Origin of the sequence: Streptomyces sp. HB132, from assembly GCF_016909575.1 — a bacterium.
Lineage (GTDB): Bacteria > Actinomycetota > Actinomycetes > Streptomycetales > Streptomycetaceae > Streptomyces.
Map to the genome: position 1 here is coordinate 22,855 of NZ_JAFBGA010000029.1, position 19,532 is coordinate 42,386.

The window sequence follows — 19,532 nt, forward strand, 5'->3', positions numbered from 1 at the left end:
GAAAGCCATGATTTGCACGCGCGTCAACAACTGCCGTTCAGGACTTGCCGAATTCGCGTTGGATGAGGTCGAACATCTCGTCCGACGTGGCCGCGTCGAGCGCGGGGTCCACCTCGACGGTCGTCGGCGTGGGTGTGTCCGACGACGTGACAGCTGCCGACGGGACGCCCCACGCCGTCAACAGGCTTCGGAGTCTCTCTGTGATGTCGTCCCGGTCGACATCCGTGGTGGACAACCCGGAGAGCATGCGCTCCAACTCGGTGATGGCCGAGGCGACCGGGGCCGCCGCCGACATGTCCTGAGCCAGCTCGGAACACAGGTGCTCCGCCAACGCCGCGGACGAGGTGAAGTCGAAGAGGAGCGTGGTCGGCAGGCGGAGCCCTGTGTGGGACGCCAGTCGGTTGCGTACCTCGACAGCCATGAGCGAGTCGAAACCCAGCTCGACGAAGCCCCGCCGGGGCTTCACGGCGTCGGACGACTCATGACCCAGCACTCGCGCCGCCTCGCCCCGTACGAGCTCGAGCACGATGCGCTGCTGCTCCGGCTCCGTGGCTGAGGACAGCCGCTTGCGCAGAAGCGTCGCAGCGTCGCCGGGGCCGGTGTCCTCCTCCTCATCGGGTTGCGTCAGCGCCTGCCGTACGTCGGAGAGTTCGCTGAGGAGCGGGCTGTGGCGACGAGCGGTGAAGGCCGGCGCGAAGCGTTCCCAGTCCACGTCGGCAACCGTGAGGGTCGTCTCGTCCTCGGAGAGCGCCTGGTGCAGCGAGGCGATCGCCTGGGCCGGAGCCAGCGCGACGAGTCCGTGCCGGTGCAGGTCCTCGGTCGTGCCGTCCGCCATTCCCCCATCCGCCCAGGGACCCCAGGCGATGGAAGTGGCGGTCAGCCCACGGGCCCGTCGGCTCTCGGCCAGAGCGTCGAGGTGCGCGTTGGCCGCCGCGTAGGCGGCTTGGCCTCCACTGCCCCAGACGGCACTGATCGAGGAGAACAACACGAACGCGTCGAGCGCCCGGTCACCGAAGACCGCATCCAGATTGTCCGCACCCGCCACCTTCGCCCGCAGCACCTCGTCGAACTCATCAGCGGTCATACCCACCAGACCGGTCATCTGACCGACACCCGCTGCATGGAACACCGAACGCACCGGACCACCGGCCGCTTCGACCTCCCGGACCAGCCCCTCCAGAGCAACCCGATCACTCACATCACACCCAGCGACCACCACCTCCGCACCCAGACCCTCAAGCTCCTCCACCAGCCCAGGAGAAGCCGAACCACCACGACTCACCAACACCACACGGCCGGCACCCTCACCCACCACCCACCGGGCCACATGCCCACCCAACGCACCTGAACCACCCGTCACCAACACAGTCCCACCCACCACCACACCCGAACCCGAGCGCGCGCCCGAATCCGAACCCGGGGCACGCACCACACGACGCCCGAACACACCCGAACCCCGCACCGCAACCTGATCCTCACCACCCCCACCCATCAACACCCCACACAAACGACCCAGCACACGCTCATCCACAACCCCAGGAACATCAACCAACCCACCCCACACCCCAGGCAACTCCAACCCCGCCACCCGACCCAGACCCCACACCTGAGCACCCACCGGATCCACCACACCATCCGCACGCCCCACCGACACCGCACCACTGGTCACACACCACAACCGCACCGACACACCCGCCAGCGCCTGCACCAACCCCAACGTCCCCACACCACCCAACAACGACACCACACCCGAAACACCCACCAACCGCTCCCCCAACACCCCACCATCAACAACACCGTCCACCACCAACAACCCCGCACCACGAGCCACCAGACCCGCCACCACCGGACCATCCACATCCACGGCAGCACACACCACCAACCAACCACCCGAAAGCGACTCCGACACCACACCCCCGACCGACTTCCACACCACCCGATAACGCCAGGAATGGTCGTCTTCGGTGCGTACGGCAGTAGGCTCCTCGAACCAGTAGTGCTCGTGTTGGAAGGCGTAGGCCGGCAGGTCGACGCGGCGGGCGCCGGTGCCGGCGAAGTACGCCGCCCAGTCGACGGCCGATCCACGTACGTGGAGCTCGGCGAGCGCGGTGACGAGGGTCGTCGCCTCGTCGCGGTCCTTGCGCAGAGCCGGGACGAACGCCGACTCCTCGACACAGTCCTGCCCCATCGCGGACAGCACACCGTCCGGCCCCAACTCCAGATAGCTGGTGACACCCTGGTCCCGGAGAGACCGCATACCGTCGACGAAACGAACGGCCTCGCGGACGTGGCGTACCCAGTAGTCCGCCGAGCAGATCTCGTCGTCCGACACCACCTGACCGGTGACGTTCGAGACGATCCCGATGCCGGGCCGTTGGAAGGTCAGGCCTTCCGCGACCGTGCGGAATTCCTCCAGCATGGCGTCCATACGCGGCGAGTGGAACGCATGGCTGACGCGGAGCCTCTTCGTCTTGCGGTCCTGAGCCGCGAAGTGCGCGGCGATCGCCAGGACAGCGTCCTCGTCACCCGAAACCACCGTCGCGGACGGCCCATTGAGCGCGGCGATCGAGACCTCGTCGGTCAGCAGCGGCAGGACTTCGTCCTCCGACGCCTGGAGCGACACCATCGCCCCACCGGCCGGCAACGCCTGCATCAGACGGCCGCGCGCCGCGACCAGCTTCGCCGCGTCCTGGAGTGAGAGCACCCCCGCCACGTGCGCTGCCGACAGCTCACCGATGGAGTGCCCCAGCAGGTAATCCGGCTTCACACCCCACGCGGACACCAGACGGAACAACGCCACTTCGAGCGCGAACAGCCCGGCCTGCGTGAACTGCGTCTGATCCAGCAGCTCACCACCCTCGAACACCACATCCCGCACCGGCCGGTCCAGATGACGGTCCAGCTCCGCACACACCGCATCGAACGCATCCGCGAACACCGGATACGCCCCGTACAGCTCACGGCCCATACCCGACCACTGCGCACCCTGACCCGAGAACAACACCGCCGAACGGCCCTCGACCACCTCACCGCGCACGGTCCGGTCGCCGACCAGCACCGCACGGTGCTCCAGCACCGCACGCGTCGTCGCCAGCGAGAATCCGACGTCCACCGGATCCCGATCCACCGCGAACGCCGACAACCGCTCCACCTGCGCCGAAAGACCCGCCTCGGACTTCGCCGACACCACCCACGGCACCACCGGCAACCCCCGAGACACCGCCTCCGCGGCTTCCTCCGGCGCCTCGATCACCGGAGCCTGCTCCAGGATCACATGCGCGTTCGTGCCACTGATCCCGAACGACGACACCGCGGCACGCCGCGCCTCACCCGTCTCCGGCCACGCCACCGACTCCGTCAGCAGCTCCACCGAACCCGCCGACCAGTCCACCTGCGACGACGGCTCGTCCACATGCAGGGTCTGCGGCAGCACACCGTGCCGCATCGCCATCACCATCTTGATCACACCGGCCACGCCCGCAGCAGCCTGCGTGTGACCGATGTTCGACTTCAGCGACCCCAAGTGCAGCGGAAGGTCCTCGGCGCGCTCCTGCCCGTATGTCGCGAGTACCGCCTGCGCCTCGATCGGGTCGCCCAGAGCCGTACCGGTTCCATGTGCTTCCACGGCGTCCACCTGGGAAGCCGACAGGCCGGCGTTCAGCAGTGCCTGCCGGATCACCCGCTGTTGCGACGGGCCGTTGGGCGCCGTCAGACCGTTGCTCGCACCGTCCTGGTTGACCGCACTGCCCCGCAGGACAGCGAGCACCTCGTGGCCGTTCTGCCGCGCGTCCGAAAGCCGCTCGACCAGGAGCACGCCCACGCCCTCGGACCAGCCCGTGCCGTCCGCCGCCTCGGCGAAGGACTTGCATCGGCCGTCCCCCGCGAGGCCGCCCTGCCGCGAGAACTCCGAGAACGTCACCGCGGTGCCCATCACCGTCACGCCACCGACCAGTGCCAATGAGCACTCGCCCGACCGCAGGGACTGAGCAGCGAGGTGCAGAGCCACCAGAGACGACGAGCACGCCGTGTCCAGCGTGACGGCCGGCCCTTCGAGCCCGAAGGCGTACGAGATGCGACCGGACAGGACACTCGTCGCGTTTCCTGTGAGCAGATGCCCCCCGACGCCCTCCACCTCACCCGCGTTGGTTCCCGACGCATATCCCTGGCTCGCAGCCCCGGCGAAGACAGCGGTACTGCTGCCGCGCAGGGAGAGCGGGTCGATGCCGGCACGCTCGAACACCTCCCACGACGTCTCCAGCAGCAGCCGCTGCTGCGGGTCCATCGCCAGCGCCTCACGCGGCGAGATCCCGAAGAACTCGGCATCGAACGAGGCCGCGTCGTGCAGGAATCCGCCCTCGCGTGCATACGAGGAACGCGGGTCGACGGACCATCCCCGGTCGATCGGGAAGCCGGTGATGCCGTCGGCTCCTTCGACGAGCAACGACCACAGGTCCTCCGGAGAGCGAACGTCGCCGGGAAGGCGGCAGCTCATGCCCACGATGACGATCGGGTCGTCGCTGGTGACGGACGCGGCTGTCCCGGAGCCGTCAGAGTCCGCTTCGGCGCCGAAGAGCATCGCACGGAGGTATTCCGCCAGAGCAGCGGGGTTCGGGCTGTCGAAGACGAGAGTGGTGGGCAGAGCCAGCCCGGTTTCCTTCTGCAGTCGGTTCCGCAGCTCGACGGCCGTCAGGGAGTCGAACCCCAGTTGCTGGAACGCCCGGTCCGCAGGAATCCTGACCGTGTCCTGATGCCCCAGAACGAACGCGACCTGCCGACGTACGAGGTCGAGCAGGGCAGCAGCTCTCTCGGTGTCCGCGAGCGCGGCGAACCCGGCCGGAAGGGACGAGGACCGGGAGTCGGCGGAGCCGGATGTGTCGTCCTCGGTGAGCTCGCTCAGCAGAGGGCTCTCGCGCACGGCGGTGAACGTCGGCGCGAAGAGCTGCCAGTCCACATCGGCAACCGTGATCACGGCATCACCCTCGTCGAGCGCCTGCTCGAGTCCGGCTATCGCCGTGGTCGGCGCCATCGCGGTCAGGCCACGGCGACGGAGGTGCTCCGCAGCCTCGCCCTCGGCCATGCCGCCCTCCGCCCAGGGGCCCCATGCGATGGAGGTGGCGGTCAGCCCACGGGCCCGTCGGCTCTCGGCCAGAGCGTCGAGGTGCGCGTTGGCCGCCGCATAAGCGGCTTGACCTCCGCTGCCCCAGACACCGGCGATCGAGGAGAACAACACGAACGCCTCGAGCGCCCGGTCACCGAAGACCGCATCCAGATTGTCCGCACCCGCCACCTTCGCCCGCAACACCTCGGCGAAGTCGTCCGACCGTGTCTCGGCGAGTGGCGCAATGCGGTTGATGCCCGCGGCGTGGAACACCGAACACACCGGACCACCGGCCGCTTCGACCTCCCGGACCAGCCCCTCCAGAGCAACCCGATCACTCACATCACACCCAGCGACCACCACCTCCGCACCCAGCCCCTCAAGCTCCTCCACCAGCCCAGGAGAAGCCGAACCACCACGACTCACCAACACCACACGGCCGGCACCCTCACCCACCACCCACCGAGCCACATGCCCACCCAACGCACCCGAACCACCCGTCACCAACACCGTCCCACCCACCACCACACCCGAACCCGAGCGCGCGCCCGAATCCGAGCCCGGGGCACGCACCACACGACGCCCGAACACACCCGAACCCCGCACCGCAACCTGATCCTCACCACCCCCACCCATCAACACCCCACACAACCGGCCCAGCACACGCTCGTCCACCAACCCCGGAACATCAACCAACCCACCCCACACCCCAGGCAACTCCAACCCCGCCACCCGACCCAGACCCCACACCTGAGCACCCACCGGATCCACCACACCATCAGCACGCCCCACCGACACCGCACCACTGGTCACACACCACAACCGCACCGACACACCCGCCAGCGCCTGCACCAACCCCAACGTCCCCACACCACCCAACAACGACACCACACCCGAAACACCCACCAACCGCTCCCCCAACACCCCACCATCAACAACACCATCCACCACCAACAACCCCGCACCACGAGCCACCAGACCCGCCACCACCGGACCATCCACATCCACGGCAGCACACACCACCAACCAACCACCCGAAAGCGACTCCGACACCACACCCCCGACCGACTTCCACACCACCCGATAACGCCAGGAGTCGGGGGCGGACTGCGCACTCCTTGCAGAAGAGGGAACAGCCGCAACCTCAGGCCAGAAACGCTGCCGCTGGAAGGCGTAGGTGGGGAGGTCGACGCGGCGGGCGCCGGTGCCGGCGAAGTACGCCGCCCAGTCGACGGCCGCTCCACGTACGTGCAGTTCGGCGAGCGCGGTGACAAGGGTCGTCGCCTCGTCGCGCTCCTTGCGCAGAACCGGTACGAACGCCGACTCCTCGACACAGTCCTGCCCCATCGCGGACAGCACACCGTCCGGCCCCAACTCCAGATAGCTGGTGACACCCTGGTCCCGGAGAGACCGCATACCGTCGACGAAACGAACGGCCTCGCGGACGTGGCGTACCCAGTAGTCCGCCGAGCAGATCTCGTCGTCCGACACGACCAGACCGGACACGTTCGAGACCACAGGGATCTGCGGGGACTGGAACGTCAGGGTCTCCGCAACCGTGCGGAACTCCTCCAGCATGGCGTCCATGCGCGGCGAGTGGAACGCATGGCTGACGCGGAGCCTCTTCGTCTTGCGGTCCTGAGCCGCGAAGTGCGCGGCGATCGCCAGGACAGCGTCCTCGTCACCCGAAACCACCGTCGCGGACGGCCCATTGAGCGCGGCGATCGAGACCTCGTCGGTCAGCAGCGGCAGAACCTCGTCCTCCGTGGCCTGGAGGGACATCATCGCCCCGCCCGCCGGCAGCGCCTGCATCAGACGACCACGCTCCGCCACCAGCTTCGCCGCGTCCTCCAGCGAAAACACACCGGCCACATGCGCGGCCGACAACTCACCGATCGAATGACCCAGCAGATAATCCGGCCGCACACCCCACGCGGACACCAGACGGAACAAAGCCACTTCAAGGGCGAACAGCCCGGCCTGCGTGAACTGCGTCTGATCCAGCAGCTCACCACCCTCGAACACCACATCCCGCACCGGCCGGTCCAGATGACGGTCCAGCTCCGCACACACCGCGTCGAAGGCGTCCGCGAACACCGGATACGCCTCATACAGCTCACGGCCCATACTCGACCGCTGCGCACCCTGACCCGAGAACAGCACACCGGTCCGGCCCGGCGTCACCGCACCCGTGACCGTCCGGTCACCGATGACCACCGCACGGTGCTCCAGCACCGCACGCGTCGTCGCCAGCGAGAACCCGACGTCCACCGAATTCCGATCCGCTGCGAACGCCGACAACCGCTCCACCTGAGCGACAAGCGCCTCAGCCGTCTTCGCCGACACCACCCACGGCACCACCGACGGACTCGGCACGCTCGGCACCGGAAAATCAGCCGCGTCCGACACCGCAGCCTCGGAGGACTGCTCCAGGATCACGTGCGCGTTCGTGCCACTGATCCCGAACGACGACACCGCGGCACGCCGCGCCTCACCCGTCTCCGGCCAGTCCGCACGGTCCCGCAGCAGTTCGACCGCCCCGGAGGACCAGTCCACCTGTGACGAGGGGCCGTCCACATGCAGCGTCTGCGGCAGCACACCGTGCCGCATCGCAAGCACCATCTTGATCACACCGGCCACACCCGCGGCAGCCTGCGTGTGACCGATGTTGGACTTGATCGAGCCGAGCAGCAGCGGCCGTCCCTCCGACCGCCCCTGCCCGTACGTCGCCAGCAGCGCCTGTGCCTCGATCGGGTCACCCAGCCGGGTGCCCGTGCCATGTGCCTCGACCACGTCGACCTGCGCCGGTCGCAGACCGGCGTTGGTCAGCGCCTGGTTGATGACCCGCTGCTGCGAGGGACCGTTCGGAGCCGTCAGACCGTTCGACGCACCGTCCTGGTTCACCGCAGAGCCACGCACGACCGCGAGCACCTCGTGCCCGTTACGCCGCGCGTCCGACAGCCGCTCCACCAGCAGCACCCCGACGCCTTCGCCCCACGCCGTACCGTCTGCGGACTCAGCGAACGCCTTGCACCGGCCGTCCGGTGCCAGACCGCCCTGCCGGGAGAATTCGACGAAGGCACCTGGGGTCGACATGACCGTCACACCGCCGGCCAGAGCCAGCGAGCATTCGCCCGAACGCAGCGCCTGGATCGCCCAGTGCAGCGCCACCAGGGACGACGAGCAGGCGGTGTCCACCGTCACCGCCGGCCCCTCGAGCCCGAGGGTGTATGAGACCCGGCCCGACAGGACACTGGCGGAACTGCCCGTCGCACCGTAACCGGCGACCGACTCGCCCGCACCGCTCATGAGGTGGACGTAGTCCTGCCCGTTCGTGCCCGCGAAGACTCCGGTCGAGCTGCCCACCAGCGCCGAAGGGTCGATGCCGGCGCGCTCGAGCACCTCCCAGGACGCTTCGAGCAGCAGCCGCTGCTGGGGGTCCATGGCCAGCGCCTCACGCGGCGAGATCCCGAAGAACTCGGCGTCGAAGTCGGCGGCGTCGTACAGGAAGCCGCCCTCGCGTGTGGACGAGGTGCCGATGCCGGCGGCATCCGCGTGCGGGGGGTGGAGTGATCCGAGGTCCCAACCACGGTTCTCCGGAAGGGTGGAGATCCCGTCCGAGCCGAGGGCCAGCAGGTCCCACAGTTCCTCCGGCGAGGCGACGCCACCGGGGAACCGACAGCTCATACCGACGATGGCGATCGGATCGTCCACATGGGTCCGGAGGACGTCGGGCGACGTCGAGCTTCCGCTCACTCCCGACGGCCGCAGGCGGGACTGCAGATGGCGGGCCAGAGCGGCTGGGGACGGGTAGTCGTACACGAGTGTCGTCGGCAGGCTCAGCCCCGATGCGGCGTCGAGCCTGTTGCGCAGCTCCACCGCGCTGATCGAGCTGAAGCCGAGGTCAAGGAACGCCCGGTCTGCGGGCACCGATTCCCTGGAACCGTGGCCCAGCAGGGCGGCGGCCTCGTCGCGCACGAGGTCCAGCACCAGGCGGCGGCCGTCCTGCTCCGGCATGGTCCGCAGACGGGCGGCGAGCGCCGATCCTCGTACGGGCCCCGGCCCGGCCGGGCCGACGGTTCCCTGGTCGTTCTCCCGGGCCTGGGACAGTTCGCGGAGCAGGGGGTTCGGTCGACGGGTCGCGTTCTGTCCGACGGCCAGGTCCCAGCGCACATCCGCCACGGCGAGGGTGGTCTCGTCGTCCTCGAGAGCCTGCTGCAGGGCCAGGAGTGCCAGTTCCGGGTCCATGGAGCCGACGCCACTGCGTGCGAAGCGCTCCTCCTGGGCGGCACCGAGGCCTCTGCCGTGCCAGTGGCCCCATTGGATCGCGACGGCTGTCAGGCCTTCGGCACGCCGATGGTGGGCGAGGGCGTCGAGGAAGGCGTTGGCAGGGGCGTAGTTCCCCTGGCCCACGCCGCCGAGCAGACCGGCGACGGAGGAGAAGAGCACGAACGCGGAGAGGTCGAGGTCGCGGGTGAGTTCGTGCAGGTTCGTCGCGGCTCGCGACTTCGCGTGCAGCGCACGGTCCAGCCGGCCGACGCTCAGCGTGTCGAGCAGGCTGTCGTCCAGCAGCGCCGCGCTGTGAACGACTGCGGTCAGGGGCAGTTCGGCCGGGATCGAGTCGAGCAGGGTGGCCAGCGCGGAGCGGTCACCGGCGTCACAGGCGGCGAGGGTGACCTTGCTGCCCAGCGCGCCGAGTTCGGCTGCCAGGGACTCGGCGCCGGGTGCTTCGGCGCCGCGTCGGCCGACGAGCAGCAGATGTTCGGCACCGTGCTCGGCGAACCAGCGTGCGGTGTGGGCTCCCAGCGCGCCGGTGCCGCCCGTGATGAGCACTGTGCCGCGGGGGCAGCGCCATTCGTCGGAGGCAGGGGTACGGGAAGGCCGGGGTGCGGGGACGAGCCTGCGTCCGTGCACACCGGTGGCACGGATCGCCAGCTGGTCTTCCTCGAGGTCAGGTGCCGCGAGGGTGGTACGGAGACGGTGGGCCGCACGCCGGTCCAGGTCTTCGGGGAGGTCGAGCAGGCCGCCCCAGTTCTGCGGGCGTTCGGCACTGATCACGCCGCCCAGTCCCCAGAGCAGGGCCTGGGCGGGGACGGTCACGTGGTCGGCGCGGCCCACGGAGACGGCGCCACGGGTGGCGATCCACAGCGGGGCCTGGACGTCGGTGTCCGCGAGGGCCTGGACGAAGGCCACCGTGTGGGCGAGCCCTGCCGGCACGGACTCCGCCTGGGGGTGGGTGCGTACGTCCAGGGCGAGGAGTGACAGGACACCGGAGACCGCGGTGTCCTCTCTGCCGCCCAGCGCGGTGCGTATGAGGGCGGCCAGCGCTTCTCGATCGCTGCCGGGGGCCACACGGACGGCAACGACGTCGGCGGGGGCGAGCGCGTCGAGGCACGCGTCGAGATACGGGTCTGCGGCGGTCGGGTCTGCGGCGGTCGTCGCGGGCAGGGCCACGAGGAACATGCCCGTCGGCCGATGGGCAGTGGTCGTTTCGGCGATCCGCTGCCACACCACGCGGTAGCGCCAGGAGTCGACGGTGGACAGGGCGGTGCGCCGACGTCGCCACGCGGAGAGCGCGGGCAGCGCCGCTGCGAACGACTTTTCCGTGTCGACCGCGAGGGTCCGTGTGAGTGCCGCCAGGTCCGCGCCGTCGACGGCGGCCCAGAAGGCGTCGTCCTCCGGAGCGGTTTCAGGACGGTCGGTGTCCGGCGTCCCGGCCGATTCCAGCCAGTAGCGCCGGTGCTGGAACGCGTACGTGGGAAGGTCCACGCGGCGAGCGCCGGTGCCGGCGAACACGGCACGCCAGTCCGGTTCCACGCCGTTGGTGTAGGCGGTGGCGAGCGAGGTCATGAACCGGCGGGGCTCGTCCTCGCCACGTCGCAGGGTGCCGAGCGCCACCGCGTCGCCGTCCGCCGCGTCGAAGGTCTCCTGGAGTCCCGCAGTGAGCACGGAGTGTGGGCTGACCTCGATGAACACCGTGTGGCCGTCGGCGAGTGCGGCGGCGGTCGCCGCCTCGAACTCCACCATGGACCGCAGGTTTCGGTACCAGTAGTCGGCGTCCAGGCCGGCGGTGTCGATGAGCCCACCCGTCAGCGTGGAGTAGAACGGAACCGCCGCGGCGCGTGGCTCGAGCCCTTGCAGCGCCTGCGCCAGCTCCTCACGGATGCTTTCGATCTGCGTCGAGTGGGACGCGTAGTCCATCGCGATGCGCCGGGCCCGTACGTCCGCCGCCGCACAGGCGGACACGAAGGCGTCCAGCGCGTCCAGGTCACCCGAAACCACGACGGACCTGGGGCCGTTCACGGCCGCCACCGACAGCCGGGTGCCGTACGGCTCGACCTGCTTCCGCACCCATTCCACCGGGCGCGGGACCGACACCATCCCGCCCTTGCCGGAGAGCGGCATCGTGACTTCTCGCCGTCGCGCCACCAGGCGTGCCGCGTCCTGAAGGGAAAGGGCTCCGGCAACGGTGGCTGCGGTGATCTCTCCCTGGGAGTGACCGATCACAGCGGCCGGCTCGACGCCGCACGAACGCCACAGTTCGGCCAGGGAGACCATGACCGCCCACAGCACCAACTGCATGACGTCTGCCCGGTCCGACGAGGGAGCGCCCTCCACACGTCGCACCACATCAAGGAGTGACCAGTCCGTGTAGGGCGCCAGCGCCTCACCGCATTCGGCGAGCCGTGCTGCGAAGACGGGTGAAGACTCCACCAGACCGGCCGCCATGCCGGTCCACTGCGCACCCTGCCCCGGGAACACGAAGACGGGTTTGACCTTGCGGGACGCGGTCCCCCGTACGGCAGAGGCGGCGGAGCCGACGTGGGCCAGGGACCGGAGTGCGGACAGGAAGTCCTCGTGGTCCTCCGCCACCACGGCCGCACGGTGTTCGAGCGAGGCCCTGGTGGTCGCGAGCGACCATCCGACGTCCGCCGGGGCCGGGCCGCCACCGTGGCGTGTCTCCAGGTGCGCCAGCAGACGCGCGGCCTGCGCCGCGACCGCCTCCGGCGACTTCCCGGACAGCACCCACGGTGCGGTTCCGGTGGTCAGCAGGGTCCGTGCGTCAGCTCGGGGGGCATCCGTCGGACCGGGGTCCGGCCGGCTTTCGAGGGCCACCTGTTCGAGGATCACGTGCGCGTTGGTGCCACTGATCCCGAACGACGACACCCCAGCCCGGCGTGGTTCGCCCGTCTCGGGCCAGGCCACCTGCTCGGCGAGCAGCTCGACGCGCCCGGCCGACCAGTCGACGTGCGTCGACGGCTCGTCGACGTGCAGGGTCCGCGGCAGCACACCGTGCCGCATGGCCATCACCATCTTGATCACACCGGCCACACCCGCAGCGGCCTGCGTGTGCCCGATGTTCGACTTCAGCGACCCCAGCCACAGCGGGCGGTCCTGGGTCCTCTCCTGTCCGTACGTGGCGATGAGCGCCTGCGCCTCGATCGGATCGCCGAGTGTGGTGCCGGTACCGTGCGCCTCCACGGCGTCCACCTGCGCGGCGGTGAGCCCGGCCCCTGCCAGGGCCTGCCGGATGACGCGCTGCTGCGACGGACCGTTGGGCGCGGTCAGGCCGTTCGACGCCCCGTCCTGGTTGACGGCGGAACCGCGCACGACGGCGAGCACGTCATGCCCGTTGCGGCGCGCGTCCGAGAGCCGTTCCACCAGCAGTACGCCTACGCCTTCGCCCCATCCGGTGCCGTCGGCGGCGGCGGCGAATGCCTTGCACCGGCCGTCCGCGGCCAGGCCGCGCTGTCTGCTGAAGTCGATGAACGTGGCCGGGGTGGTCATCACCGTGACCCCGCCGGCGATCGCCATCGTGCACTCGCCCGAACGCAGTGACTGCACCGCCAGGTGCAACGCCACCAACGACGAGGAGCACGCCGTGTCGACGGTGACCGCAGGTCCTTCCAGGCCCAAGGTGTACGAGACCCTGCCGGTGACGACACTGCTCGCGGTGCCCGTACCGAGGTAGCCGTCGACCCCTTCGGGCACGGCGCCCACGCTCGCCGCGTGATTGTGGTACATCACCCCGGCGAACACGCCCGTGCGGCTGCCCCGCAGCGACAGCGGATCGATTCCGGCGCTCTCGAACGCCTCCCAGGACGCCTCCAGCAACAGGCGCTGCTGCGGGTCCATCGCCAGCGCCTCACGCGGCGAGATCTTGAACGGCTCAGGGTCGAAGTCACCGGCGTCGTGCAGGAACCCGCCCTCGCGGGTGTAGCTGGTGCCGGGCCGCTGCATCTCGGGGTCGTACAGCGCCTCGAGGTCCCAGCCGCGGTCGGTCGGAAAGCCGGTGATGCCGTCACCGCCCGACACGGCCAGCTCCCACAGCTCGTCAGGGGACCGTACGTCGCCGGGGTACCGGCAGCTCATCGCCACGATCGCGATGGGCTCGCTGTCCTTCTCCTCGAAGGAGCGCAGCCGCTCGCCGGTCTCGTGCAGATCGGCGGTGACCCGCCGGAGATATTCGCGGAGCTTGTCTTCGTTCGCCATCAGCGAGTCACCTGCCGAACTTGTTGTCGATAAAGTCGAACAGCTCGTCGTCTGAGGCTGTACCGAGTGTCTGACTGACGCTGGTCTCGTCACGGGTGTCGTTGCCCAGGCCCTCTCGGGCACCGGCCGGCTCGCACTCCTCTTTCCATCTGGCCATCAGCGCGTTGAGCCGGGCGGTGACGGTGGCGGTGGGGCCCTCACCGTCAGGCGTGAGCGCGTCGAACTCCGTCTCCAGCCGATCGAGGGCCTCGAGCACCGAGACCATCGCCGCCTTGGCTGGGGCGATCTCGGTCAGGATGTGCTCGGACAGCGCGCCGGGGGTGGGGTGGTCGAAGACCAGGGTCGCGGGCAGCCGAAGTCCGGTCGCCGTGTTCAGCCGGTTCCTGAGGTCCACGGCGGTGAGCGAGTCGAAGCCCAACTCGGTAAAGGCGTCATGCGGCTTGATGGACGCCCCGGAGGCATGTCCGAGGACGTCGGCCACCTGATCGCACACCAGCTGGAGCACCAGCCGCTCGCGCTCCGCGGCGGGCACCGCACGCATCCGCTCGGCGTAGAGGTGGGCACCGCCGGACGCGGCGGTGCGGCCTTCCGCGCCGAGGCGCCGGGCCGGCTTTCGTACGAGCGACCGAAGCACGGTGGGCACCTCGTCCGTCAGGGCGTTCTTGCGCAGCACGGCGAAGTCGAGGGGGACAGGGACGAGTACCGACTCATCGGCCAATGCCTCAGCGGTGTCGAGGAGTTCGAGTCCCTGTGCCGAGGACAACGGCAGCAGACCACCCCGGGCCATCCGCCGCAGATCCTCCGCACCGAGCTGCCCCGTCATCTCACTCGCCTGAGCCCACAGACCCCAGGCCAGCGACAGACCCGCCAGCCCCTCCGCCCGCCGCACCTCCGCCAGCGCGTCCAGGAACGCGTTCGCCGCCGCGTAGTTCGCCTGACCCGCACCACCGAACACACCCGCCGCAGACGAGAACAACGTGAACATCGACAGACCCATGCCACGCGTCAACTCATGCAGATGCCACGCAGCATCGACCTTCGGCCGCAACACCGCAGCAAGCCGCTCCGACGTCAACGACGACACCACACCGTCATCCAGCACACCCGCCGTATGCACCACACCCGTCAACGGATGCTCAGAAGCGACACCGTCCAGCACCTCAGCCAGCGCGGCACGATCCGCCACATCACACGCGACGAAACGAGCCCGCGCACCCAGCCCCTCCAGCTCCGCCACCAGACCGGCCGCCCCCGGCGCATCCCCACCCCGACGACTCACCAACAACAGATGCCGAACCCCGCGCTCCACCACCAGATGGCGCGCCACCAACCCACCCAGCACACCACTGGCACCCGTCACCAACACCGTGCCCACAGAATCGACACCCGGAGCACCACCACCCACACCGGCAGACACCCGCGCCAGCCTCGGCACGAACACCTCACCACCACGCACCGCCACCTGCGGCTCACCCGAAGCCACCACAGCCGACAGAACCGACTCATCCACCCCCTCGACATCGACCAGCACGAACCGTCCCGGATTCTCCGTCTCAGCCGCACGCACCAGACCCCACACAGCAGCCTGCGCCGGATCCGGCGACTTGCAGAACATCGCGCCCGAAGTCACCACCACCAGGCGCTCATCAGCGAGCCGCTCCTGCGCCAGCCACTCCTGCACCAGTCGCAGAACTTGGCCCGCGATGTCATGCGTACGGTTCACCACGTCCCCGGGTCCCGGACCGCAATCGGCGAACGAGACCGCGTCCAGAACTCCAGAGGCACTCCAGTCCGCGAAGGACCCGACCTTCAACGCGTTGTCGGTGCCGTGCACGTCCAGCCGCAGCTTCGACCACTCCAGGCGGAACAAGGCATCCGACGCGGATCCCGCCGCCCGCACCTGGTCAGCCGAAACAGGCCGCAGCACCAACGAATCCACCGACGCCACCGGTGCACCGGCCACATCAGCCAACACCAACGACACCCCGGAACCAGCCGGCGCGATCCGCACCCTCAGAACCGAAGCCCCCACAGCGTGAAGAGAAACCCCGGACCACGCGAACGGCAGCTGAGCCGACTCACCCCCACCGCCCGCCAGCCCCAACCCGTGCAGGGCAGCGTCCAGCAAAGCCGGATGAAGCCCGAAACCCTCGACATCCACACCCTCAGGAAGAACAACCTCCGCAAAAAGATCGTCCCCACGCCGCCACGCAGCACGCAACCCCCGGAACACCGGGCCATACCCAAGCCCCAGCCCGAGCAACTCCTCGTAGAAACCCGCCACATCCAGCCCGACAGCACCCTGCGGCGGCCACTCCTCCAACGACTCGCCCGGCATAGTGCCTGTGGCCAACGTGCCGACCGCGTGCCTGGTCCACTCCCCGTCCACGTCCGAGTTCGCAGCAGGGCGTGCGTGCACCGTGACCACACGACGCCCCTCGCCGTCTGCGGCCCCGACGACCAGCTGCAGCTGCGTGTCGGCGTGCTCGGACAGGACCAGGGGTGCCTCGAGTGTCAGCTCCTCGATGAGGTCGCACTCCACATACGAGGCCGCATGCAACGCAAGGTCGACGAACGCGGTGGCGGGCAGCAGGACCGACCCCATGACCGCATGGTCGGCGAGCCACGGATAGCGGCCGGGCGACAGCAGACCGGTGAACACCGTGCTCTCGCCTCCGGCAAGCGGTACCGCCGCTCCGAGGAGGGGGTGGGCCACTGAACTCTGCCCGAGGCCACTCGCATCGACGGGCCGCACCATGCTGTCGGCGAGCCAGTAGTGCTCGTGCTGGAAGGCGTAGGTCGGCAGGTCGACGCGGCGGGCGCCGGTGCCGGCGAAGTACGCCGCCCAGTCGACGGCCGACCCGCGTACGTGGAGTTCGGCAAGCGCGGTGACAAGGGTAGTCGCCTCGTCGCGCTCCTTCCGCAGAACCGGGACGAACACCGAGTCCTCGACGCAGTCCTGACCCATCGCGGACAACACACCGTCCGGGCCCAACTCCAGATAGCTGGTGACGCCTTGTTCCTGAAGCGCCCGCATACCGTCGACGAAGCGCACGGCCTCGCGGACGTGACGCGCCCAGTAGTCCGCCGAGCAGATCTCGTCGCCCGAGACGACCCGCCCGGACACGTTGGAAACGATGCCGACCCCGGGCCGGTGGAAGGTGAGGCCCTCCGCGACCGTGCGGAAGTCCTCCAGCATGGCGTCCATACGCGGCGAGTGGAACGCGTGACTGACACGGAGCCGCTTGGTCTTGCGGCCTTCCGCCTCGAAGTGCGCGGCGATCGCCAGGACAGCGTCCTCGTCACCGGAGACCACCGTCGCGGAAGGCCCGTTGAGCGCGGCGATGTCGACACCGTCGGTCAGCAGCGGCAGGACCTCGTCCTCCGACGCCTGGAGCGACACCATCGCCCCACCGGCCGGCAACGCCTGCATCAGACGACCACGCGCCGCAACCAGCTTCGCCGCGTCCTCCAGCGACAGCACACCGGCCACATGCGCGGCCGACAACTCACCGATGGAGTGCCCCAGCAGGTAATCCGGCTTCACACCCCACGCCGACACCAGACGGAACAACGCCACTTCGAGCGCGAACAGCCCGGCCTGCGTGAACTGCGTCTGATCCAGCAGCTCACCACCCTCGAACACCACCTCGCGAAGCGGCCGGTCCAGATGACGGTCCAGCTCCGCACACACAGCGTCGAAGGCGTCCGCGAACACCGGATAGGACGCGTACAGCTCACGGCCCATACCCGAGCGCTGCGCACCCTGACCCGTGAACAACACAGCGGTCCGGCCCGGCGTCACCGTACCCGTGACCGTCCGGTCGCCGACGACCACCGCACGGTGATTCATCACCCCACGCGCTGTGACCAGCGAGAACCCGACATCCACCGGGTTCCGATCCGCGGCGAACGCCGACAACCGCTCCACCTGCGCCGAAAGACCCGCCTCGGACTTCGCCGACACCACCCACGGCACCACCGGCAACGAGCAGACCGCAGGGGAAACCGTCTCCTCGACCTGCGGTGCTTGTTCGAGGATGACGTGCGCGTTCGTACCGCTGATCCCGAACGACGACACAGCCGCACGCCGCACCTCGCCCGTCTCCGGCCACGCCACCGACTCCGTCAGCAACTCCACCGCACCCGCCGACCAGTCCACCTGCGACGACGGCTCGTCCACATGCAACGTCCGCGGAAGGACACCATGCCGCATCGCCTGAACCATCTTGATGATCCCGGCAACACCCGCCGCAGCCTGCGTATGACCGATGTTCGACTTCACCGACCCCAACCACAGCGGCCGATCCTGCGCACGCTCCTGCCCGTACGTCGCCAGCAACGCCTGCGCCTCGATCGGGTCACCCAGCTTCGTCCCCGTACCGTGCGCCTCCACCGCATCCACCTGCGAAGCCGACAGACCCGCATTCGCCAGAGCCTGCCGGATCACCCGCTGCTGCGACGGACCGTTCGGCGCCGTCAGACCATTCGACGCACCATCCTGGTTCACCGCCGAACCCCGCACCACCGCCAGGACCCGATGCCCGTTACGCCGCGCGTCCGACAACCGCTCCACCAGCAGCATGCCCACACCCTCGGACCACCCCGTACCATCCGCCGCATCGGCGAACGCCTTGCACCGGCCATCAGCCGCAAGACCACGCTGACGGGAGAACTCCACGAACGTCCCAGGCGTCGCCATCACCGTCACACCACCGGCCAACGCCATCGAGCACTCACCCGACCGCAACGCCTGAATCGCCCAGTGCAACGCCACCAACGACGACGAACACGCCGTATCCACCGTCACCGCCGGACCCTCCAGGCCCAACGCGTACGACACCCGCCCCGACGCCACACTGCCCGAATTGCCGATTCCGAGATATCCCTCGGAATCGTCCGGCGCGGTACGCAACCGGGAGGCGTAGTCGTGGTACATCAGGCCGGCGAACACACCCGTGCGGCTGCCCCGCAGCGACTCGGGATCGATACCCGCCCGCTCGACGGCCTCCCACGACGCTTCCAGCAGCAACCGCTGCTGTGGGTCCATCGCCAGCGCCTCACGCGGCGAGATCCCGAAGAACTCGGGGTCGAACTCGGCGGCTTCGTGGAGGAACCCGCCCTCCTGCGTGTACGTCGTCCCCGCCCGGTCGGGGTCGGCGTCGAAGAGTGCGGCGATGTCCCAGCCTCGATCCGCGGGGAAACCGTCAATGCCGTCACCGCCGCCTGCCACCAGTCGCCACAGGCCGTCCGGATCGGATACCCCACCCGGATAGCGGCAACTCATGCCGACGATCGCGATCGGATCGTCCACCGCCACGACGGCCACAGTCGAGTCGCGGGAGGACCCGGCCTCGTCCCCGAGCGCCTCGGAGAGCACGAACGCGGTCAACTCCGCAGGCGTCGGATAGTCGAAGACCAGGGTGGCGGGGAGGCGTAGCCCCGTCGCGGTCGCCAACCTGTTACGCAGTTCGACGGCGGTGAGAGAGTCGAACCCGAGCTCCTTGAACGCCTGCATCGCTCCGATTGCATCGCTGGACGAGTGCCCGAGCACCGTCGCTACCTGCGCCGTGACCAGCTCCTCCACGAGACGCTCCCGCTCAGCGGGCGCCAGTGCGATCACGCGATCGGCAAGCGCGGTCCCCCGGCCTGCTCCAGCTCGGGCAGCGCGCGTCCTCGGCATCTGCGCGAGGTCCTGGAACAGCGGCGGCAAGGCGGCCGTGGAAGCGAGGCGACGAAGAACGGCACGGTCCAGCTTGATGGGGAGCAGAGCGCCTGCGCCAGCACCTGGTGCGCTGTCGAACAGAGACAGCGCTTCGGGCGCGCTCAGTGGCAGGACACCGTCCCGGGCCATGCGCTGGAGGTCGGTGGCATCGAGCCGCCCGAGCATCCCGCCCTCGGCCCACGGACCCCAACCCAACGACAGACCCGCCAGCCCCTC

General features: G+C 69.3%; 1 pseudogene. It reads right to left on the reverse strand.

Features of this window, described 5'->3' with window-relative positions:
• Positions 1 to 37 precede the first annotated feature (37 nt).
• A pseudogene (locus tag JOC24_RS32280) lies at positions 38 to 19,532 on the reverse strand (type I polyketide synthase); the annotation flags it as partial.